Source organism: Variovorax durovernensis, assembly GCF_977011995.1.
Window position 1 is genome coordinate 2,782,501 of record NZ_CDRNCW010000001.1, and the last position, 20,394, is coordinate 2,802,894.

The window sequence follows — 20,394 nt, forward strand, 5'->3', positions numbered from 1 at the left end:
AACAGTCAGGATGTTGGCTTAGAAGCAGCCATCATTTAAAGAAAGCGTAATAGCTCACTGATCGAGTCGTCCTGCGCGGAAGATGTAACGGGGCTAAGCCAGTTACCGAAGCTGCGGATTTGCAATTTATTGCAAGTGGTAGGAGAGCGTTCTGTAAGCCTGTGAAGGTGCGTTGTAAAGCGTGCTGGAGGTATCAGAAGTGCGAATGCTGACATGAGTAGCGTTAAAGGGGGTGAAAAGCCCCCTCGCCGTAAGCGCAAGGTTTTCTACGCAACGTTCATCGGCGTAGAGTGAGTCGGCCCCTAAGGCGAGGCAGAGATGCGTAGCTGATGGGAAACAGGTCAATATTCCTGTACCGATATATAGTGCGATGTGGGGACGGATCTTAATAGGTCATCCGGGTGTTGGATATCCCGGTTTAGTTGGATGTAGGCGTGCATTAGGCAAATCCGGTGCACATATACCGAGGCCAACGATCGAGCCAGCTTGCTGGTGAAGTGACTGAACGAGGTTCCAGGAAAAGCCACTAAGCTTCAGCTATATACGACCGTACCGCAAACCGACACTGGTGCGCGAGATGAGTATTCTAAGGCGCTTGAGAGAACTCAGGAGAAGGAACTCGGCAAATTGACACCGTAACTTCGGAAGAAGGTGTGCCCTATTAGTGTGAAGTGAACAACGGAGCATGAATGGGTTGCAAAAAATCGGTGGCTGCGACTGTTTATTAAAAACACAGCACTCTGCAAACACGAAAGTGGACGTATAGGGTGTGACGCCTGCCCGGTGCTGGAAGATTAAATGATGGGGTGCAAGCTCTTGATTGAAGTCCCAGTAAACGGCGGCCGTAACTATAACGGTCCTAAGGTAGCGAAATTCCTTGTCGGGTAAGTTCCGACCTGCACGAATGGCGTAACGATGGCCACACTGTCTCCTCCTGAGACTCAGCGAAGTTGAAATGTTTGTGATGATGCAATCTCCCCGCGGAAAGACGGAAAGACCCCATGAACCTTTACTGTAGCTTTGTATTGGACTTTGAACAGATCTGTGTAGGATAGGTGGGAGGCTTTGAAGCAGGGTCGCTAGATCTTGTGGAGCCAACGTTGAAATACCACCCTGGTGTGTTTGAGGTTCTAACCTAGGTCCATTATCTGGATCGGGGACAGTGCATGGTAGGCAGTTTGACTGGGGCGGTCTCCTCCCAAAGCGTAACGGAGGAGTTCGAAGGTACGCTAGTTACGGTCGGACATCGTGACGATAGTGCAATGGCATAAGCGTGCTTAACTGCGAGACTGACAAGTCGAGCAGATGCGAAAGCAGGACATAGTGATCCGGTGGTTCTGTATGGAAGGGCCATCGCTCAACGGATAAAAGGTACTCTGGGGATAACAGGCTGATACCGCCCAAGAGTTCATATCGACGGCGGTGTTTGGCACCTCGATGTCGGCTCATCTCATCCTGGGGCTGTAGCCGGTCCCAAGGGTATGGCTGTTCGCCATTTAAAGAGGTACGTGAGCTGGGTTTAAAACGTCGTGAGACAGTTTGGTCCCTATCTTCCGTGGGCGCTGCAGATTTGAGGAAGCCTGCTCCTAGTACGAGAGGACCGGAGTGGACACACCTCTGGTGTATCGGTTGTCACGCCAGTGGCATTGCCGAGTAGCTAAGTGTGGAAGAGATAACCGCTGAAAGCATCTAAGCGGGAAACTCGTTTCAAGATGAGATCTGCCGGGGCCTTGAGCCCCCTGAAGAGTCGTTCAAGACCAGGACGTTGATAGGTCAGGTGTGGAAGCGCAGTAATGCGTTAAGCTAACTGATACTAATTGCTCGTGCGGCTTGACCCTATAACTTTGATCGATCAGATCAAGGTGTTATGCCAAGTTGACGCATTCAAAACAATTCGCCAAAAGCTGATTCCAAACTCTATGAATTCGTTCGATTGATCGCGTGATCAACCGGACAACCCTTTATGCCTGATGACCATAGCGAGTTGGTCCCACTCCTTCCCATCCCGAACAGGACAGTGAAACGACTCAGCGCCGATGATAGTGCGGGTTCCCGTGTGAAAGTAGGTCATCGTCAGGCTCTTACAGCCCAGAAAACCCCAGTCAATCTATTGACTGGGGTTTTTTGCTTTGGGGGAGGCTGCAACGTGATCGTCATCCATAGTGGGCTTGCAATGCCCACAGAACGCCGATAACCACTACAAATAGCACCGCAAAGAGAATCCAAGCTTGTGCGAATGCTCGAGTCTCTGTAATTTCAACAGGAGTTACTGCGGCAGGCAGGGCAGGTGTAGCAGGCGTATGTGAAGTCATTCCCGACTGTACCCCCTGGGGCACCAGTACTGTTCAGCTTTGCAAAGGCGCCTTCAGCGTGACAGCCGCCACAGGCACACCGACAGCCAGCCCAAGTTTCCACACATCCAACGATGGCGAGCAAGCTCAGCTCTTCGCCTTCTTCGAAGACTTCGATTTGCCGGCACCATTAAGCTCGATCGCCTCACGAACGAGCGACTTGAAGGCGGGTGCGGCAACTTTCTCTCCTTCATGAATGTCGATGGCGCGACGCGTGTTGCCGTCGAGGCTCGCGTTGAAGAGTTGAGTGGGGTCCTTCAGTGACGCACCCTTGGCAAATGTGAGCTTCACCGCGCTCTTGTAAGACTCGCCGGTGCAGATGATGCCGTCGTGCGACCAGACCGGCGTGCCCATCCACTTCCATTCCTCGATGACCTCGGGGTCCGCTTCCTTGATGAACTTGCGCATCCTGGCGAGCGTCTCACCGCGCCAGTCGCCAAGCTCGGCGATCTTGTTCGAAATGAGCTCCGAGGCCGACGGGCTCGGGTTCGTGTCGTCCGACGACTTCTTCATGTCTTCTTCCTGGAGGTTGCCCCGACGGTGAAGCCGAATGGTAGCCGTCGACGGCCGCACCGATCTGCGCAGACCTGCCTAACCCCCGATCATCACGGTAGGTAAACCCATGATGATGCTGCCCCCATGCGCCGTCGCATCACCAACGCGTGCCGCTGGGCGGCTGCCGATGAGCACCGTCGCCGAGCCTTGCACGATGACGTCGGGCGGCCCCACGCACATTACGTTGTCGCCAAGCACCGCTGCCGGCAGGCTACCGATGAGAACGCTGGGCACACCGGGTCCGATCACGGGGCCGCCGACGTGGGGAATGGCAACCGGACTGCCAGGCGTCGTCATGGGACAGGCGTGCATGTCGGTCAAGCGGGCGGCTGGTGGCATGGCGATGGGGCCTTGTTCTTGTTGTCAGTTGATCAACACCATCGCACCCTTGACCACGGTCTGCCCGGCGGCCGACAACTCCGCGCTGGCCGAACCTGTGGCAACGAAGGAGACCTGGGCGCGGCAATCGATGTTCAGGCCGCTGACCTTCGCATCGGCCTTCGAACTGACTGAGAGTGCACCGACTGCTTCAAGCGTCATCGTGCCGCCGGCGGTGAGTCGGATGTTCTTCGGGCTTTCCAGCGTGATGCCGTTGGCATCGATTGCGATCCTGTTGCCGTTCCCATCGGTCAACTCGAGCAAGGCGGCGGTGGAGGGGCACGTTGCGGCGCCGAATCGGACGGTGGTGATCCAGTTGCCGCCCCGCAGGTCATGCGTGAGGCCGGTGCAGAGCACATTGCCGTCGAGGCGCGCGCCCAGGCCTCTGAGTTCGATTGGCGTACCAGGGCGGGCCAAAGCACTGCCCTGGAACCGCATGTGGCCGCGCAGACCCGACGTGCCAGTGCTGCTCACTTCGTCTTCAAAGCCGCCTTCGAAATCAATCAGGTCGACGCCATAGGTCAAGGCCAAAGCGGGCGTCGCATCCGTTGACATTTCGTTGTCGGTGCCCGTCTTGTCACGGCACTCCACCACCAGTTGCGCAGGCGAACCTTGCGCAATCTTGATGCGTTGGCCCGACACCGTGCCGCTGAAAATCATCTCGTCGTTCTCGCCATAGCCGGCGCTGACCGTGATCCCTGCACCGAGCCAGAAAGTGGCCGACTCGCTCAAGGCAAAAGCCTGCGAGGCCGGATCGCCTTCGAGGAACACCAGCGTGGCCGTCGCCGCCTTGTCCATCGCACGCTCGACGGTGGCCGAGAGGAGCGGCACCGCCGAGGACACATCGCTGCCTTCGCTGAGCAGCCGTATCTGGAGTAGGGCGGAAGCATCTTGCAAGGGAGACACTGGCATGGGCTTCACTCCGGCGACGTGACGCAGTTGCAACCTCGCGATGGTAGCTGCCGCCGAATGTCAGAGTTCATGCGCTGAAGGAATGACGTCAGGCAAGAAGATCGTTTGACCCGCCTGCCTGCGCTGCCGAAAATTTTGGCTGCGCACTCGGCCGATGCGCTCCGGGAATGCCGGGCGCATCGCGACACTTCAAGACCACCCCCAATGAACGACACCACCTTCCTCCCCAGCGACGAGATCCGTTCGCTGTTCTCCCGCCGCATGTCCGAGATGTACCGCGAGGAGGTGCCGCTGTACGGTGATCTGCTCGATGTCGTCGCCAACGTCAACGCCGACAGCATGCGCGAGCCGGCCCTTCTGGCACAACTGCGCAGCAACGGCGAGCTGGAGCGCATCGACGTCGAGCGCCACGGCGCCATCCGCCTGGGCAAGCCGGAGGAACTGGCCACGATCCGGCGGTTGTTCAAGGTGATGGGCATGGCGCCGGTCGGTTACTACGACCTGTCCGTGGCCGGCGTGCCGGTGCACTCGACCGCATTTCGTCCGGTGACCGACGCGTCGCTGTCGAACAACCCGTTTCGCGTCTTCACTTCGCTGCTGCGGCTCGAGCTGATCGAAGACCCGGCGCTGCGCGCGGAAGTGCAGCAGATCCTGGCGCGCCGGAACATCTTCACGCCGCGCGTGCTGGCGCTCATCGAGCAGGCCGAGACGGCCGGCGGCCTGACGGCGGCGCAGGCGGAAGAGTTCGTGGCGCAGGCCTTGGAGACCTTCCGCTGGCACCGCGAGGCCACGGTGAGCAAGGCCACCTACGACAAGCTGCTGGCGGCGCACCGCCTCATTGCCGACGTGGCTTGCTTCAAGGGCCCGCACATCAATCACCTGACGCCGCGCACCCTGAACATCGACGACGCTCAGGTCGAGATGACGCGCCGCGGCATGACCGCCAAGGACGTCATCGAAGGCCCGCCGCGCCGCAAGGTGCCGATCCTGCTGCGCCAGACCAGTTTCCGCGCGCTGCAGGAACGCGTGGCGTTCGTGGGGGAGAGCGAGGCCGAGGCGGGAACGCACACCGCGCGGTTCGGCGAGATCGAGCAACGCGGCGTTGCCTTGACCCGCAAGGGCCGCGCGCTCTATGACGCGCTGCTCTCCCGCGTGCGGGATGCGAACGGCGCCGGCAATGCAGGAGCCGACTACCAGGCTCGCCTGAATGCCGCGTTCAGCGACTTCCCGGACGACCTGAAGACGATGCGCGAAGCGGGCCTCGGCTTCTTCCGCTACGCGCTGACCGACAAGGGCCGCGCCGCGAACCAGGACGCACTTGCCGCAAAGTCGCTCCACACCCTCGTCGACGAAGGCTGGCTGGATGCCGAGCCCATCACCTACGAAGACTTCCTGCCCGTGAGCGCCGCCGGCATTTTCCAGTCGAATCTCGGCGCGGACGAGCAGAAGAGCTACGCCGCCAACAGTGCGCAGGCCGTGTTCGAGGCCGCGCTGGGCGCCCAGGTGCAAGACGAGATCGCGCTGTATGAAGAAGCTCAGGCGCGCTCGTTGAAAGCGGCTGTTCCTTTCCTGGCCGCACCGTGACCGCACTGATCGAACAATTGCGCGCCATCGTCGGCGCCCAGCACGTGCTCAACGAAGGCGACCTCACCGCCTACGAACAGGACTGGCGCAAGCGCGCACGCGGCAAGTCACTGGCCGTGGTGCGCCCGGCCAACACGCAGCAGGTGGCCGACGTGGTCAAGGCCTGCGCGGCCGCCGGCACGGCCATCGTGCCGCAGGGCGGCAACACCGGCCTGGCGGTCGGCTCCATCCCCGACGACAGCGGCACCCAGGTGGTGCTGAGCCTGCAGCGCCTGAACGCCATCCGCACCATCGACGCCGCCAACCTCACCATGACGGTGGAGGCCGGCTGCATCCTGCAGACCCTGCAGGAAACCGCCGAGAAGGCCGGCTTCCTGTTCCCGCTGAGCCTGGCCGCGGAGGGCAGCTGCACCATCGGCGGCAACCTGGCCACCAATGCCGGCGGCACCCAGGTGGTCCGCTACGGCAACACGCGCGAACTGTGCCTGGGGCTGGAAGTGGTCACGCCCCAGGGCGAGATCTGGGAAGGCACCAGCGGCCTGCGCAAGGACAACACCGGCTACGACCTGCGCGACCTGTTCGTCGGCAGCGAGGGTACGCTGGGCGTCATCACCGCCGCGACCATGAAGCTGTATCCGCTGCCGGCTGCGCAACTGACGGCCTGGGCGGCGGTGCCTTCGCTGGACCATGCGGTCACGCTGCTGGGCCTGGCGCACAAGCACCTGGGCCCGGGCCTCACCGGCTTCGAGGTGATGGGCAAGTTCGCGCTGAGCCTGGTCGACAAGCACATGCCGCAGCTGCGCGTGCCCTTCATCAAGGATGAGGCGGTGCCGTACTGCGTGCTGCTGGAAAATTCCGACAGCGAATCCGAAGACCACGCCCGCGCCCGCTTCGAGGCCTTGCTGGAAACCGCCTTCGAGGACGGCTGCGTCACCGACGCGGTGGTGGCAGAGAACCTGGCACAGGCCCACCAGCTGTGGCACATCCGCGAGAGCATTCCGCTGGCGCAGGCCGAGGAAGGGCTGAACATCAAGCACGACATCTCGATCCCCGTGTCGCGCATTCCGGCTTTCGTGGAAGAGACCGATGCCTTGCTGAAGCGGGAGATCGAGGGCGTGCGCCTCGTGAACTTCGGGCACCTGGGCGACGGCAACCTGCACTACAACGTGCAGGCGCCGGAGAACATCGACACCAAGGCGTTCCTGAAGAACGAGGAAGAGCGCATCAACACGCTGGTGTACGACGCGGTGGAGAAGTTCGGCGGCTCGTTCTCGGCGGAGCACGGCGTGGGCTCACTCAAGGTCGACAAGCTGGAGAAGCACAAGTCGCCGGTGGCGCTGGAGATGATGCGTGCGATCAAGCGCGGGCTCGATCCCAAGAACACGCTCAACCCGGGACGCGTGATCCGGGTCTAGTTTCCGGCAGGCTCCATGCCGAAACGGCGCTTTGCCGCTTCGCTTTCCATTGAAGTCATGCAGGCGAGCAGTTCAATCACAGCGTCGTGTTGCGACGTACCCATGCCTGGCGCGGCACTGAAGGTTGTCGTGATCTGTATCTCCGTCGGCAGCGGCCCCAGCAGCGCAATGCCTTCGACGCCCATCAATTCGCTCAGCTGCTGGAACCCCAGCGCAGCCTCTCCACGCGCAATGAGCAAACCCACCGGCACGCCGGCCGGTGCCTGCACCAGCCGTTCCTTGACCGTGCCTGCAATGCCCCAGCGCTCGAACAGCGCCATCAGCGCCACGCCGCTCGGCCCGGTCGAGCAGGCGATGCGTTCGGCCTCCAGCACTGCCCGCCGCACCGCGTCTTCGCTGGAGATGTCGGGCCGCGCCGCATTCGCATGCACAGCCACGGCAACGCCGGAGCGGACCACATCGAACTTGCTCGACGCATCCAGCTTGCCGGCGGCCGCAAGCTTGTCGATTGCGTCCGACGCCAGCACCACCAGGTCGAATGGCTCGCCCGATGACACGCGCCGCACGGCCTCGACGCCGCCGACCGACTCGACGGCAACCGCCACGCCGCTAGAGCGCGCATACGCCGCCGTCAGTTCCAGCATCAGGCCACGCGTGGCCATCGAGCCGATTCCCCGGATCGTCGTGGTCATATGCATCTACGAGAAGAATCAGGCGTCGCGGCCGATCAGCCGGTCCGCGTAGGCCTGCCAATCGCTGTCGGCATCCAGCCCGTCGAACACGCCGTCGCGCGCCTGCGCGGCCACCCAGTCGTGCTTCGACGCGATGGCCGCAGCCATGAGCGGCTCGAAGCCGGCCTCGCGCACGGTCTGCGCCGCCTCGCGCATTTCCTCGGCGCGGCGCTTGCCGTGCTGCACGACGCGGCTGAAGAAGTATGCGCCTTGCTTGTCCCAGTCGATCTGCGGAAAGGTCTCCTTCAGCGTCGGCAGCACATGCGCTTCCACGCCGTAGCGCCGCGCGGTGGTGTAGCTTTCGATGACCAGCGCTTCCAGTCCCTTGATCATGATGCTGCGGCTCATCTTGATCGCCGAGGCCACGCCGAGCTGTTCGCTCACCACGCGCACGTCCATGCCCCAGCCGGCCAGCGTTGCGGCCAGTGCTTCGGCTTGCGGGCCGCCCAGCAGCATCGGCACGCGGATGCCGTACGGTGGCACGGAAGTCATCACGCCGGCCTCGACATAGGAGACGCCCGCTGGCTCCAGCGCCGCCGCAGCGCGCTGCTTGGTGCCGGGAGACGCGGAGTTGAGATCGAGAAAGCGGCTGCCGCTGCGTGCATGGCGCGCGGCTTCCTCGGCCACCGCCAGCGTGTTGGACGCGGTGACTGCCGAGACCAGCAGATCGGCATGGCTGCAAAGTTCCTGCATGCCGCTTGCCACGCGCATTCCGTCGCCTTCTGCCGCCGCCCGCGCCGCCGCACCCGTCGCGCCATCCGCGAAGCGCTTGTCCCAGACCCAGACGGCGTCCACGCCATCCTTTGCGCGCAGCCCGCGTCCGAAGATGCCGCCTACTTCGCCATAGCCGATGAGGCCCAGTGTCGTTCTCATGATGGTGTGTGTCTCCGTGGTTTCTTCAGTCGACGGTGATGTGGGCGCTCTTGATCACGCGGTCCCACCGTTTCATTTCGCTCGCAATGAGTTGGCCGAAGACTTGTGGCGTCGACGGCGTGGGCTCGGCGCCTTCCGCGTTCAGCCGGGCCTTGACCTCGGCCGAGTTGAGCGATTGGTTGATCTGCCGGTTGAGCATGGCGACGATGTCCGCGGGCGTGCCTGCCGGCGCGACCACGCCGTACCACTGGTCGGCCTCGAAATCCTTCGTGCCGGGCACGCCGCTTTCTGCCACGGTCGGCACGTCGGGCAGCAGCGCGATGCGTTGCGGGCTCGACACCGCCAGCGCGCGCAGCTTGCCGGCCTTGATGTGCGGCAGCAGCGCCGGCGCGCCGGTGAACAGCAGCTGCAGCTGGCCTGCGAGCAGGTCCGTCACCGCCGGCGCGGTGCCCCGGTAGGGCACGTGCAGGAAGGACGCGCCGGTCTGCAGCTTGAGGTACTCGGTCGCGATGTGCGCCGCGCTGCCGTTGCCGCCCGAACCGAAGGCCAGTTTCCCCGGCTGCGCCTTGGCCAGCGCCACCAGTTCGGCCAGCGTGCGGGCCGGAACCGAGGCATGCACCACCAGCACGTTCGGCACGCGCGCCACCCATGCCACGGGCGCGAAGCTGCGCACCGGGTCGTAGTCGAGCTTGGGGTAGAGCGACGGGTTGATGGCCAGCGTGCCGATGTGGCCCATCAGCAGCGTGTAGCCGTCGGCGGGCGACTTCGCCACCTTGTCCGCGCCGATGGAGCCGCCGGCGCCGGGCAGGTTGTCGACCACCACCGGCTGGTGCCAGGCGTGGCCCAGTTCGATGCCGATGGCCCGCCCGAGCACGTCGGTGGAACCACCGGGCGTGAACGGAATGACCATGCGGATCGGCTTGGATGGATACGCCTGCTGCGCGGCTGCGGCGGTGCGGCTTGCCGGCAGGAGAGCGGTCGCTGCTGCCGCGAGGCAGGCCTGGCGACGGGTGATGCTGGTGGACATGGCGTGCGTCAATCGGGCTTGATGCCGGCTTCGCGAATCAGCTTGCCGTAGCGCGCCACGTCGGTCTTCAGCAGCTTCGTGAACTGCTCGGTCGGCCCCGGCAGCGGAATACCGCCGGCCGCCGCGAGCTGAGCCCGCACCTCTGGCGAGTCGATGGCTTTCTGCACCGCGTCGTGCAGCTTGTCGACCACGGCCTTGGGCAGGCCGGCCGGACCGACGAAGCCATACCAGACGCTGGCCTCGAAACCCGGGTAGCCCGATTCGGCCACCGTCGGCACGCCCGGCAGCACGGCGGAGCGCTCGGCGCTCATCACCGCAAGCACGCGCAGCTTGCCCGACTTGGCGAGCGGCAGCGCCTCGAGCGCATTCACCGCGACCACGTCGACATGGCCGCCGAGCACGTCGGTGAGCGCCTGCGCACCGCCCTTGTAGGGAACGTGCCGCAGTTGCAGGCCGGCGGTGTGCTGGAACAGCTCCATGGCCAGGTGCGGCGTCGATCCGTTGCCCGGCGTGGCGACGGTCAGGCCGCCCGGCTTGGCTTTTGCCGCCGCGACCAGCTCTGGCAGCGTCTTGATGGCCGACTCTTCGCGCACCGTGAACACCACCGGCACGCGGCCGACCGATGCCACCGGCGTCAGCTCGCGCTCCAGGTCATAGGGCGCGGGCTGGAACAGCGACGGGTTCACCGCCAGTGCATTCGCGGCCAGCAGCAGCGTGTAGCCATCGGGCGGGCTGGTGATGACCGACTTGATCGCGATGTTGGTGCCTGCGCCGGGCTTGTTCTCGACGATCACCGGCTGCCCGAGGATGGCGGACATCTTCAGGCCCACCGAACGCGCGATGGCATCGACCGCGCCGCCGGCGCTGTAGCCCACGAGCACTTTCACGGGCTTGGACGGAAACGCGTCGGCCGCGCCGGCAATGCCGAAGTGGCCGGACATGGCCAGCGCAGCCACGCCGAGCATGAGGCGTCGGGAAAGGGGTTTCATTGTTTGTTGTCTCCGGAATCGAAATCGGGTGGGCTCAGCGGTCTGGCCGGGGCGCGGCACGCCGGCGCCAGCAGCGAGCGGCCGATGGGCCTCTTGTCGGCCAGCCATTGCTGCACCGGCGCGAAGGCCTCGAAGATGGGCGCCCAGACCGGGTCCTGCTGCTTGTTCTTGTCGAACGCGAAGCCGATGGTGGGCGTGTGCGAGCACGCGACGGCGCCGATGATGTGAGCCACGGTGCGTTTTCCTGGCTCAGTCGATGTAGCGCAGGCCGGCCTTGGCGAGCGGCTCGCGCATGGCGTACATGTCCAGGCCCAGTTCGCCAGCCGCGAAGCGCGCGCGCTTGCCGGCTTCGTTGGCTTCGCGGGCCTCCGCGGCGTCGGCCACGCGTGCTGCAAGCTGCGCCGGCACCACCACCACGCCGTCGACGTCGGCCACCACCACGTCGCCCGGCTGCACCAGCGCGCCGGCACAGACCACCGGCACGTTGACCGAACCCAGCGTGGCCTTGATCGTGCCTTTCGAATGGATGGCGCGGCTGAACACGGGAAAGTCCATGGCGATGAGGTCGCGCACGTCGCGCACGCCGCCGTCGATCACCAGGCCCTTGCAGCCGCGCGCCTTGAGCGAGGTGGCCAGCAGGTCGCCGAAGAAGCCGTCGGTGCAGTCGCTGGTGCAGGCGGCCACCACCACGTCGCCGGGCTGCACCTGCTCGGCCGCGACATGCAGCATCCAGTTGTCGCCGGGCTGCAGCAGCACGGTGATGGCGGTGCCGCACAGGCGCGCCTCGGGGTGGATGGGGCGGATGCGCGGCGCCATCAGGCCCAGCCGGCCCAGCGCCTCGTGCACGGTGGACACGCCGAAGCGCGACAGCTTCTCGACGGCGGCCGCGTCGGCGCGCACCACGCGGCGATGCACGACGCCGAGTTCCTGCAGGACGGGAGTGGTCGTCATGTTCAGAGTCCTTTTTGCGAGAGGGCGCGGTCCAGCCGCGGATACACGCGGCGCGCGTTGCCTTCGTAGATCTGGCGGCGGGCCTTGTCGTCGAGCATCGGCGTGGCGTCGATGTAGCGGCGCGTGTCGTCGTAGTTGAAGCCGGTCTCGGGGTCGATGCCGCGCACCGCGCCGATCATTTCGCTCGCGAAGAGCACGTTGTCGACCGGGATCACGCGCGTGAGCAGGTCGATGCCCGGCTGGTGGTACACGCAGGTGTCGAAGAAGATGTTGTTGAGCAGGTGGTCCTTCAGCAGCGGCTTCTTCATTTCCTGCGCCAGGCCGCGAAAGCGGCCCCAGTGGTAGGGCACCGCGCCGCCGCCGTGCGGAATGACGAAGCGCAACGCGGGGAAGTCCTTGAACAGGTCGGATGTAAGGCACTGCATGAAGGCCGTGGTGTCGGCGTTCAGGTAGTGCGCGCCGGTGGTGTGGAAGCAGGCGTTGCAGCTGGTGCTGACATGCACCATCGCGGGAATGTCGAGCTCCACCATCTTTTCGTAGATCGGATACCAGTGCCGGTCGGACAGCGGCGGGCTGGTCCAGTGGCCGCCCGACGGATCGGGGTTGAGGTTGATGCCGACGAAGCCGTATTCGTTCACGCAGCGCTCCAGCTCGGGAATGCAGCTGGCCGGATCGACGCCTGGCGACTGCGGCAGCATGGCCGCGCCGATGAAGTGGTCGGGGAACAGCTCGCTCACGCGGAAGCACAGCTCGTTGCAGATGGCGGCCCAGGTCGATGAGACCTCGAAGTCGCCGATGTGGTGGGCCATGAAGCTCGCGCGCGGGCTGAAGATCGTGAGGTCGCTGCCGCGCTCCTTCATCAGGCGCAACTGGTTGCTCTCGATGGATTCGCGCAGTTCGTCGTCGCTGATCTTCAGCTCCGACACCTTGGGCCTCTCCGATGGTGCCGTGATGCCGGCGATCTGCCGGTTGCGCCATGTCTCCAGGGCCTTGGGGGCGGTCGTGTAGTGGCCGTGACAGTCGATGATCATTCGCAGCGCTCCGGGCGGTGTGCAGTGGTGGCTTCAAGCATGGGAGAAGTCTGCGCGGCCGCGTCGCCGCGTGGCGTGAGTTAGCGTTGCGCTGCCATCATTCTTTTTTATCGACAAGGGTTAACCCTCGGCGCGGAAAAGGCATGATCCAAAGGCGAGCAACATCCCTTGGATACACAAACCGCACATCACAAAGTTATCGGGCACGCCGACAGCGTGGCGCTCGGCATCAACCTGCGGCACCTGCGTGCGTTCTCCGCCGTAGCGGCGGCGGGGAGCGTCGCGGCGGCTGCAGAAGCGCTGTACCGGGTGGCGTCGGCGGTGACGCGATCGGTGCTGGACCTGGAAGCCGCGCTCGGCCGTCCGCTGTTCGACCGGCGCGCGCGGGGCATGGCGCTCAACGCCTACGGAGAACTGGTGCTGGTGCGCGCGCTGCGCATCGAGCGCGAATTCGAGGAGGCGCGCACGCAGCTCGTGGCGCGCGGCGGAATGAACGCCGGCGCGGACGTCCATTCGCTCTTCACCTCGATCCTGAACGGCCGCCGCCTCGCCGTGGTCGCCAGCCTTGCGCAGAAGCGCAACATGCCCGCCGTCGCGCGCGAGTTCGGCATCACGCAGCCGGCCATCAGCAGCGCGCTCAAGGACCTGGAGAGCGGGCTGGGCGTGGCGCTCTTCACGCGAACGGCGCGGGGGCTGTCGCCGACGCCGGCCGGCGAGATCGTCGCCTTCTATTTCAAGCGCGTGCTGTCGGAGCTGCGGCACATCGGGCCGGACATCGCGGCCAGCGAAGGCAGCCTGCAGGGCAGCGTGACCGTGGGGGCACTGCCGCTCGGGCGCACGCAGATCCTGCCGCTGGCGATTGCTTCCCTGCTGGCGCGGCACCCACAGCTGCATGTTTCAACGGTCGAGAGCCCCTACGACGCGCTGGCGGCGTCGCTGCGCAGCGGCGACATCGACTTCATCCTCGGCGCGCTGCGCCACAACACCGTCGAAGTGAAAGACCTGCAGCAGCAGCCGCTGTTCGAAGACCGCATCTCGGTGATCGCTCGCGCCGGACATCCGCTTGCACGCGCAGAGCGCATCGATTTCAGGATGCTGCGCGAGGCGCGATGGACTCTCTCGCGGCAGGGCTCGCCGTCGCGCGAGCTGCTGGAGCGCTTCTTCTCGAATGCGCGGCAGGCGCCGCCGTTGCCGGCGGTAGAGACGGGCGACCTCGCGGTGCTGCGCGGGCTGCTGCTGGAGAGCGACATGCTGACCGCGATCTCGCCGCACCAGCTTCGCTACGAGATCCGCGACGGGAGCCTGGTGGTGCTGGACTTTCCACTCGAGGAGACGCGCCGCGAGATCGGGCTGACGCAGCGCCTGGGCGCCTTTCCGTCACCGGGCGCGCGTGCCCTGATGGAGGAAATCGGCAAGGTGGTGGCGGGGTCCGCGGACTTTCGCTGAGCCCAGCTACGCGGCGTGCGGCTTGGCCACGAAGGCCTGCTTGCCGTGGCGGTCGAAGCCCGCGCCCTCATAGAACCTGAGCGTCGCCTCGTCCTTGCGGCCGGTCATCAGCATGACCTTGTAGCAGCGCTGCGCCCATGCGAAGGCGAGCGCCTCGTGCAGCACAGCCTTCGCATGGCCTTTCTTCCGGTGGTCGGCATGCGTCACCACGTTCTCGATGACGCCATAAGGCCTGCAGCCCCGCGTGAGATTCGGGATGACGGTGATGGTGCAGCTGCAGACCAGGTGATCGCCGACGTAGCCGCCGAAGTAGCGGTAGCGCGGGTTACCGAGAAGCTCGCGCCAGACGGCGGCCACATGCGCTTCGTCGGGGAGCGGGTCGTCGGATTCGTGAAGATGGCGGTAGAGCGCCATCAACGCCGGGAGTTCGGATTCGGAGATCTGGCGTATCTGCATCCCGCCATTCTGACGGGACGAGGCCGGCAGCTCGTTTCAGTCGAGCTCGGCGCGCGAGAACAGGTCGCGCATCTGTTCCTTGTTCTCGCACATGGCGTGGAAGGCGAGGGCGAATGTCTCGAGCGCCTGCTTGTCGCTGGAATAGGCGCAGAACATGCTGCCTTCGGGGTCCAGGCGCACGATGTCTATCAGCTCGGGCATCTTTTCCTCGAGGAAAACCGTGGCCAGCGAACCCCAGTCGTAGCCGTTGCCTTCGAAGCCGTCTTCCGCGCGCTCCGCGAAGATGTCGGCGCGGTAGTCGCCGACGTTGAGGATGACCGATGTGCTCCTGTCGCCCTGGACGATCTGGAAGGGGCTGATCGCTTCAAGAGTGCTCATTTCGAAGGCTCCGCTTTCGTTGAAATCGGGTGGGTGGTCGTGGTTTATAACCAGACCCAGGCGGGCGGATGCTCGTCGCGTCGCGTGACACTGCGACGAAAGCCCACGTCATCTTGATGAATCCCCTGTGCATTGCACCCGCCCGGCCCGAGCAGGCTGCCAAGATCAGCAGCCTGATCAAAAGCCTTGCCCACTATTTCGTGCCGGACGAAAGCCGAGAGGCCGCGCAGGCATTTCTCGCGACCTTCGAGCCGCCAGCCATCGAGGCGCTGCTGGCCGACGCGTCTTGCCGCTATTACGCCGCGACGCAGGGCGATGCGCTGGTCGGTGTCTGCGCGCTGAAGGATGGCCGGAAGGTGTATCACCTGTTCGTCGCGAGTGAAGCGCACGGCCGGGGCGTTGCGCGGGCCCTCTGGGAGCGGGCCAGCGCGGATGCGCGGTGCGGGGAGCCGGCTGCCGGAGGCGGCGTGTTCACCGTCAACTCGTCGGTGCATGCCGTTCCCGTCTACGAGCGGCTGGGCTTTCGGCCGACCGGACCGCAGCAGGAGCGAAACGGCGTCCGCTTCGTTCCCATGGAACTGACGACGGGGCCCTGACCGGCCCCGAAGCAGGGCCTTACTGGAACCCCAGCTCCGGCATCGCCAGCCCGCGCGATGCTTTCTTCTCGCCTGCGATGGCGCGAAGGCCCTTGTCCGCCGCAGGCGCGCCATGACCGCCTTCCAGCCTGAACCGGCCGACGATCTCCGCGAGGCTCCCCGCCTGTTCCTGCAGCGATTGCGCCGCCGCCGAGGCTTGCTCGACCAGCGCCGCGTTCTGCTGCGTGACCTGGTCCATCTGCGTGATGGCCTGGTTGATCTGCTCGATGCCCGAGGTCTGTTCCTGGCTCGCCGCGCTGATCTCGCCCATGATGTCCGTCACGCGCTTCACGCTGCCGACGATCTCGTCCATGGTACGGCCGGCGTCGGCCACCTGGCGGCTGCCTTCCTCGACCTTCTCGACCGAGTTGCCGATCAGCGTCTTGATTTCCTTGGCCGCCGCCGCCGAGCGTTGTGCGAGGTTGCGAACCTCTGAGGCCACCACCGCGAAGCCGCGTCCCTGGTCGCCCGCGCGGGCCGCCTCCACCGCCGCGTTCAGCGCCAGTATGTTGGTCTGGAACGCGATGCCGTCGATCACGCTGATGATGTCGACGATCTTCTTCGACGACGCATTGATCGAGCCCATGGTCTCCACGACCTGGAACACGACGCTGCCGCCCCGCACGGCCACTTCCGATGCGGAGGTGGCCAGCTGGTTGGCCTGGCGCGCGTTGTCGGCGTTCTGCTTCACGGTCGAGGTCAGCTCCTCGATCGACGCGGCGGTTTCTTCCAGCGAGCTTGCCTGTTCCTCGGTGCGCGATGACAGGTCCCGGTTGCCGCTGGCGATCTGCGTGCTGGCGGTCGACACGTTCATCACCACGCCGTGCACCTGCGTCAGCGAGCCTTGCAGGGCGTCGCGCATCAGGTCGAGGGCGCGCAGCAGGTGGCCGGTTTCGTCGTTGGCATAGCTCTGCTGGGGCTTGCCGGTGAGGTCCATGGCGGCGATCGACTGGGCGATGGCCTCGGCGTTGTGCAGCGGGCGGGTGATGCTGCGCGCCAGGAACCAGGCCAGCAGCGCGCCCAGTACCAGGCTCACCGTGGAACACACGACGAGCAGCGTGCTGGTCTGTGCGCGCAGGTCGTTGGCGCGCGCCGCGGCGGCGTCCAGCTGTTCGCGCTGCTGGTTCACGACCTGTTGCACGCCTTCGATGTAGCTGACCGACGTGGGCTGGAACTGCGAGTCGAAGAGGCGGTTGGCGCCTTCGAGGTCACCGCTGATCTTCGCCTTGCTCACCGCCTCGCGCGATGCGAGGTAGCTCTTGCGCAGGGCGGCGACCTTGTCGAGCAGCTGCTTTTCCTCGGGCTTGACCAGTTTGCTCTCGACGAATTTCTGCAGCTCGTTGGTGTCCTTGATCGAGGCGGCCGTGGCAGGGGCGAAGTAGTCGATCAGGCTGGAGTCGCTGCTCTTGGCGATGGCGGCCGCGCGCTGGACGCCCGCCGTGGTGTGGCGCAGCCAGTCGGCCCCCGCGCGCTCGGTCTTGACGTTGTCCTCGATCATCGTGTCGATCTCGACGCTCAACTGGCGAAGCTTGAATATCGCGGCCACGCTGGTGGCGAGAAAGAGCGCCAGGATGAGGCCCAGCACGATGGCCAGGCGTTTGCCTATTGAGATGTTGCTCAGGAACATGGTCGGACTCCAATACTCGGGAAATGGAAAGGCCGCCCCGCTGGTCGTGGCGGGCAGCCTTGAAAGGGCAGAAGGGCGGCGGTCGCCGCGCTCCACTTCCGGTTATCGGCAGTCCAATTGCAAACTTTAGGTAAACGATGGGCCCGGCAATGCGATTCAGGCGGTTTTCGACTCCGGCAGCACGGCCGTCAGCGCAAAGTCGATGAGATGGAGCCAGGTCGCCTCCAGGCCCATGATGTTGTGGTGGTCGGAGTCCGGCACCGTCTCCACGCTGATGGGCGTGGGCCAGGCCGCAATGAGCTTCTGCGAGCGCTCGGGCAGCACCACGTCGTCCTGCGCGGCCAGCAGCACCTGGGTCTTGGCGGCCACTTCCTTGCAATGTTCGAGCGAGTTGAACTGGTGGCGCAGCAGCAATGACAGCGGCACGAGCGGAAAGCGGCGCTTGGCGACTTCCAGCATGGAGTCGTAGGGCGTCACCAGTTGCAGGCTCGCGAAGTCCTGCCGCGCCACGAGCTGAATGGCCACGCCCGTGCCCAGGCTGCGGCCGACCACGTGCAGGCGGGCCTGCGGGTAGGCGCGGCGCAGGTGCCTGGCGAACTGGCTGGCGTCTTCCACCGACGCCGTTTCCGACGGATGCCCTTGCGAGTCGGCCACCCCGCGGTAGTTGAGCGCCGCGAAACCGAAGCCTTCCGGCAGCCAGTGCAGCATCTGCGCGGTGGCGCGCACGTCTTCGCCCCGGCCGGCGAAATAGACGAACAGGTCTTGCAGCGCGGCTTCGCCCTGCGGGTGGTAGACGTAGCCCCGGACCATGCCGCCGGGCACCGTGTGCGAGTAGGTGGAGAAGTCGTCCGACAGATGGACGACCGGCAGCTTGCGGGCATTGAAGAGGATCTGGCCCTGGCGCGTGGCCAGCAGGGTCCAGTACGCCGCGATGCTGCCGATGGCCGCGGCCGAAGCCGAGAGCGCGATGCGGGAGACTTTGGATGACAAGTTGTGTGCTCCGAGAGAGAGTGCAAGGTCCGAGTTTCGTCTGTTCCACAGTGTTGAGAACTTGCGTACTCAAGAGCCTGCATTGCTGACACGCGCATGCATTTGCGCTCTACGATGCTACGCAATTCGAATAATCAGGAGGTCCACTCATGTCATCCAATGAAGTCGTCTTGCCGGAGCAATTGCTGCGCGCACTCGAAATCCAGAGCCATGCGCCCATAGCGCGCATCGGCGAAGCGCTGGTCTCGCTGGGCATGGTCAGCGACGAGCAGCTGCGCGCCGGCCTGGCCCGGCAGCAGCGCGAGCCCGACGTGCCGCTGGGAGAGATGCTGGTGCGCATGGGCGTGGTGAGTCGCGGCCAGTTGCAGATCGCGCTGGTGCGCAAGATGGGTTATCCGCTGGTGAACCTGCATCTGTTTCCGGCTTCGACCGAAGCGCTGCGCAAGATTGCGCACGGCGTGGCGCGGCGCCTGCAGGTCATGCCGCTCATGCTGCACGACGGTCGGCTCGTGGTCGCGCTCGACGACCCGAGCAGCCGGCACTCGGCGCTCGACGAGATCGAGTTCATCGCGCAGATCAAGGTCACCCCCGTGGTGGGTCAGTGCCTGGACCTCGACAGCGTGCTGAACGCAGCCTACGAAAAGATCGGCGAGACCTCCGCCAACCCCTTCGCCATCAGCACGGACCCGGGGCGCCCGCTGGAGTTCGACCTGGCCGGCACCAGCGAGCTGCTGCAGACGCTCGAGAAAGAAGGCCCCGCGGCGCCCGCGGCCGAGGCGCCCATCGAGCAGTCGGACAATTCGCTGGTGCGCATGATCAACAGCATGATCCTGGAGGCGCACCGCGAAGGCGCCTCCGACATCCACATCGAAAGCTACCCCGGCCAGGAAAAGACCCGCATCCGGTTTCGCCGCGACGGGCAGCTCTACACCTACCTGGAACTGCCGCCGAGCTACCGCAACGCGATCGTCGCGCGCGTGAAGATCATGTGCGACCTCGACATCAGCGAGAAGCGCAACCCGCAGGACGGCAAGATCAACTTCGCCAAATATTCACCGCAGCACCGCATCGAGCTGCGCGTGGCGACCATCCCGACTAACAACGGCCTGGAAGACGTGGTGATGCGTATCCTGGCATCGGCCAAGCCGATTCCGATGAGCGAGCTGGGCCTGTCGCCGAACAACCTCGCGCAGCTGACCAAGGCCGTCGAGCGGCCCTACGGCATGGTGCTTTGCGTCGGCCCCACCGGCTCGGGCAAGACCACGACGCTGCACTCGGCGCTGATGCACATCAACACGCCGGAGCGAAAGATCTGGACCGCCGAGGACCCGGTCGAAATCACCCAGAGCGGCCTGCGCCAGGTGCAGATCAATCCCCGCATCGACTGGACCTTCGCCAAGGCGCTGCGCGCCTTCGTGCGCGCGGACCCGGACGTCATCATGGTCGGCGAGATCCGCGACGGGGAGACCGCCAAGACCGCGGTCGAGGCCTCGCTGACCGGCCACCTCGTGCTGTCGACCCTGCACACCAACAGCGCGCCCGAGACCGTGACGCGGCTGCTCGACATGGGCATGGACCCGTTCAATTTCGCGGACTCGCTGCTTGCGGTGCTGGCGCAGCGGCTGGTGCGGCGCCTGTGCACCCGCTGCATCGGCAGCAGCCCGGCGAGTGCGGAGACCGTGGAGGAACTGCTCGACGACTACATGCATGCTTTCGGCACGCGCGAAGACGACGCGGGCCGGCAGCGCAATGCGGTGCGCGACGACTGGCTGCGCCGCTACGGTCGCGAGGGGCGGCTGCACACCTATGCCAGCGTCGGCTGCAAGCACTGCGCGGGCACGGGCTTCAAGGGGCGCGTGGGCATCCACGAACTGATGGTGATGTCGAAGACGCTGCGCCGCCTGGTGCAGACCGGCGCGCGCGCCGAAGAGCTCCAGCAGGCGGCGCTGCAGGAGGGCATGCGCACGCTGCGGCAGGACGGCATCGACAAGGTGCTGGCCGGGCAAACCACCATCGAGGAAGTGCGCGCGACCAGCAACGTGTGATGGGAGGCGCTTGGCCGGTG

18 protein-coding genes, 2 rRNA genes and 1 pseudogene (1 of these 21 only partly in view) are annotated in these 20,394 nt (G+C 65.0%); 7 read left to right on the forward strand and 14 right to left on the reverse strand.

Features of this window, described 5'->3' with window-relative positions; all coding sequences use genetic code 11:
- Both ACWV14_RS13275 and rrf read left to right on the forward strand, forming a co-directional pair.
- Positions 1-1,838: ribosomal RNA gene (locus tag ACWV14_RS13275) — 23S ribosomal RNA — on the forward strand (it extends 1,033 nt beyond the left edge of the window).
- A gap of 128 nt (positions 1,839-1,966) precedes the next feature.
- Positions 1,967-2,079 (forward strand): 5S ribosomal RNA (rrf, locus tag ACWV14_RS13280).
- A gap of 359 nt (positions 2,080-2,438) precedes the next feature.
- On the opposite strand, the gene ACWV14_RS13285 is transcribed toward rrf, so the two are convergent.
- The 3 genes from ACWV14_RS13285 to ACWV14_RS13295 form a co-directional block, all read right to left on the reverse strand.
- Complete coding sequence (locus ACWV14_RS13285; RefSeq protein WP_454909043.1) at positions 2,439-2,864, reverse strand: DUF1801 domain-containing protein; 426 nt, start codon at positions 2,862-2,864, stop codon at positions 2,439-2,441.
- A gap of 78 nt (positions 2,865-2,942) precedes the next feature.
- A complete protein-coding gene (locus tag ACWV14_RS13290) occupies positions 2,943-3,245 on the reverse strand; it encodes a PAAR domain-containing protein (RefSeq protein WP_454909044.1) in 303 nt (100 codons plus the stop codon).
- Positions 3,246-3,269: 24 nt separating this feature from the next.
- Positions 3,270-4,196 carry a hypothetical protein gene (locus tag ACWV14_RS13295; RefSeq protein WP_454909045.1) on the reverse strand — a complete coding sequence of 309 codons (927 nt, stop codon included), beginning with the start codon at positions 4,194-4,196 and terminating at the stop codon, positions 3,270-3,272.
- A gap of 204 nt (positions 4,197-4,400) precedes the next feature.
- Here ACWV14_RS13295 and hglS point away from each other — a divergent pair, with 204 nt between their 5' ends.
- Together hglS and ACWV14_RS13305 are read left to right on the forward strand one after the other, a co-directional pair.
- Positions 4,401-5,780 (forward strand): 2-oxoadipate dioxygenase/decarboxylase HglS, encoded by a 1,380-nt coding sequence (gene hglS / locus ACWV14_RS13300; protein ID WP_454909046.1) that lies wholly within the window; start codon positions 4,401-4,403, stop codon positions 5,778-5,780.
- Positions 5,777-7,195 (forward strand): FAD-binding oxidoreductase, encoded by a 1,419-nt coding sequence (locus tag ACWV14_RS13305; RefSeq protein ID WP_454909047.1) that lies wholly within the window; start codon positions 5,777-5,779, stop codon positions 7,193-7,195. The genes hglS and ACWV14_RS13305 overlap by 4 nt, the downstream gene beginning before the upstream one ends.
- Here ACWV14_RS13305 and ACWV14_RS13310 read toward each other — a convergent pair.
- The 7 genes and pseudogenes from ACWV14_RS13310 to ACWV14_RS13340 form a co-directional block, all read right to left on the reverse strand.
- Positions 7,192-7,887, reverse strand: coding sequence for a substrate-binding domain-containing protein (locus ACWV14_RS13310; protein ID WP_454909048.1), 696 nt, complete (start codon positions 7,885-7,887; stop codon positions 7,192-7,194). The genes ACWV14_RS13305 and ACWV14_RS13310 overlap by 4 nt on opposite strands.
- 18 nt (positions 7,888-7,905) lie before the next feature.
- Complete coding sequence (locus ACWV14_RS13315) at positions 7,906-8,799, reverse strand: DUF1932 domain-containing protein (protein ID WP_454909049.1); 894 nt, start codon at positions 8,797-8,799, stop codon at positions 7,906-7,908.
- Between the two features lie 25 nt (positions 8,800-8,824).
- Positions 8,825-9,826: a Bug family tripartite tricarboxylate transporter substrate binding protein gene (locus ACWV14_RS13320; RefSeq protein WP_454909050.1), complete on the reverse strand. Its 1,002-nt coding sequence runs from the start codon at positions 9,824-9,826 to the stop codon at positions 8,825-8,827.
- A gap of 8 nt (positions 9,827-9,834) precedes the next feature.
- On the reverse strand, positions 9,835-10,815 hold the full coding sequence (locus tag ACWV14_RS13325) for a Bug family tripartite tricarboxylate transporter substrate binding protein (RefSeq protein ID WP_454909051.1): 981 nt from the start codon (positions 10,813-10,815) through the stop codon (positions 9,835-9,837).
- Positions 10,816-10,901: 86 nt separating this feature from the next.
- Positions 10,902-11,048 (reverse strand): annotated as a pseudogene (locus tag ACWV14_RS13330) (gallate dioxygenase); the annotation flags it as partial.
- Between the two features lie 16 nt (positions 11,049-11,064).
- Positions 11,065-11,766: a 4-carboxy-4-hydroxy-2-oxoadipate aldolase/oxaloacetate decarboxylase gene (ligK, locus tag ACWV14_RS13335; protein WP_422086094.1), complete on the reverse strand. Its 702-nt coding sequence runs from the start codon at positions 11,764-11,766 to the stop codon at positions 11,065-11,067.
- A 2-nt stretch (positions 11,767-11,768) separates the two neighbouring features.
- Positions 11,769-12,797 carry an amidohydrolase family protein gene (locus tag ACWV14_RS13340; protein ID WP_454909052.1) on the reverse strand — a complete coding sequence of 343 codons (1,029 nt, stop codon included), beginning with the start codon at positions 12,795-12,797 and terminating at the stop codon, positions 11,769-11,771.
- Between the two features lie 168 nt (positions 12,798-12,965).
- Here ACWV14_RS13340 and ACWV14_RS13345 point away from each other — a divergent pair, with 168 nt between their 5' ends.
- Positions 12,966-14,243 carry a LysR family transcriptional regulator gene (locus ACWV14_RS13345; protein ID WP_454909053.1) on the forward strand — a complete coding sequence of 426 codons (1,278 nt, stop codon included), beginning with the start codon at positions 12,966-12,968 and terminating at the stop codon, positions 14,241-14,243.
- A 6-nt stretch (positions 14,244-14,249) separates the two neighbouring features.
- Here the strand turns inward: ACWV14_RS13345 and ACWV14_RS13350 are convergent, their stop codons facing one another.
- Entirely contained in the window at positions 14,250-14,699 is a 450-nt protein-coding gene (locus ACWV14_RS13350; RefSeq protein ID WP_454909054.1) for a GNAT family N-acetyltransferase, read from the reverse strand.
- Positions 14,700-14,735: 36 nt separating this feature from the next.
- Positions 14,736-15,077 carry an immunity 51 family protein gene (locus tag ACWV14_RS13355; RefSeq protein ID WP_422086098.1) on the reverse strand — a complete coding sequence of 114 codons (342 nt, stop codon included), beginning with the start codon at positions 15,075-15,077 and terminating at the stop codon, positions 14,736-14,738.
- Positions 15,078-15,145: 68 nt separating this feature from the next.
- On the opposite strand from ACWV14_RS13355, the gene ACWV14_RS13360 reads away from it, so the two are divergent.
- Positions 15,146-15,673: a GNAT family N-acetyltransferase gene (locus ACWV14_RS13360; RefSeq protein ID WP_454909055.1), complete on the forward strand. Its 528-nt coding sequence runs from the start codon at positions 15,146-15,148 to the stop codon at positions 15,671-15,673.
- Between the two features lie 19 nt (positions 15,674-15,692).
- Here the strand turns inward: ACWV14_RS13360 and ACWV14_RS13365 are convergent, their stop codons facing one another.
- Complete coding sequence (locus tag ACWV14_RS13365; protein ID WP_454909056.1) at positions 15,693-17,339, reverse strand: methyl-accepting chemotaxis protein; 1,647 nt, start codon at positions 17,337-17,339, stop codon at positions 15,693-15,695.
- 156 nt (positions 17,340-17,495) lie between these two features.
- Positions 17,496-18,329, reverse strand: a complete 834-nt coding sequence (locus tag ACWV14_RS13370) for an alpha/beta hydrolase (protein WP_422086101.1) — start codon at positions 18,327-18,329, stop codon at positions 17,496-17,498.
- 149 nt (positions 18,330-18,478) lie between these two features.
- Here ACWV14_RS13370 and ACWV14_RS13375 point away from each other — a divergent pair, with 149 nt between their 5' ends.
- Entirely contained in the window at positions 18,479-20,374 is a 1,896-nt protein-coding gene (locus ACWV14_RS13375) for a GspE/PulE family protein (protein WP_454909057.1), read from the forward strand.
- Positions 20,375-20,394 lie beyond the last annotated feature (20 nt).

Coding starts and splice junctions, on each gene's coding strand:
- ACWV14_RS13360 (WP_454909055.1), top strand. CDS start 15,146: ATGCTCGTCGCGTCGCGTGACACTGCGACGAAAGCCCACGTCATCTTG.
- ACWV14_RS13290 (WP_454909044.1), bottom strand. CDS start 3,245: ATGCCACCAGCCGCCCGCTTGACCGACATGCACGCCTGTCCCATGACG.
- ACWV14_RS13285 (WP_454909043.1), bottom strand. CDS start 2,864: ATGAAGAAGTCGTCGGACGACACGAACCCGAGCCCGTCGGCCTCGGAG.
- ACWV14_RS13320 (WP_454909050.1), bottom strand. CDS start 9,826: ATGTCCACCAGCATCACCCGTCGCCAGGCCTGCCTCGCGGCAGCAGCG.
- ligK (WP_422086094.1), bottom strand. CDS start 11,766: ATGACGACCACTCCCGTCCTGCAGGAACTCGGCGTCGTGCATCGCCGC.
- ACWV14_RS13365 (WP_454909056.1), bottom strand. CDS start 17,339: ATGTTCCTGAGCAACATCTCAATAGGCAAACGCCTGGCCATCGTGCTG.
- ACWV14_RS13340 (WP_454909052.1), bottom strand. CDS start 12,797: ATGATCATCGACTGTCACGGCCACTACACGACCGCCCCCAAGGCCCTG.
- ACWV14_RS13325 (WP_454909051.1), bottom strand. CDS start 10,815: ATGAAACCCCTTTCCCGACGCCTCATGCTCGGCGTGGCTGCGCTGGCC.
- ACWV14_RS13295 (WP_454909045.1), bottom strand. CDS start 4,196: ATGCCAGTGTCTCCCTTGCAAGATGCTTCCGCCCTACTCCAGATACGG.
- hglS (WP_454909046.1), top strand. CDS start 4,401: ATGAACGACACCACCTTCCTCCCCAGCGACGAGATCCGTTCGCTGTTC.
- ACWV14_RS13355 (WP_422086098.1), bottom strand. CDS start 15,077: ATGAGCACTCTTGAAGCGATCAGCCCCTTCCAGATCGTCCAGGGCGAC.
- ACWV14_RS13350 (WP_454909054.1), bottom strand. CDS start 14,699: ATGCAGATACGCCAGATCTCCGAATCCGAACTCCCGGCGTTGATGGCG.
- ACWV14_RS13375 (WP_454909057.1), top strand. CDS start 18,479: ATGTCATCCAATGAAGTCGTCTTGCCGGAGCAATTGCTGCGCGCACTC.
- ACWV14_RS13310 (WP_454909048.1), bottom strand. CDS start 7,887: ATGACCACGACGATCCGGGGAATCGGCTCGATGGCCACGCGTGGCCTG.
- ACWV14_RS13315 (WP_454909049.1), bottom strand. CDS start 8,799: ATGAGAACGACACTGGGCCTCATCGGCTATGGCGAAGTAGGCGGCATC.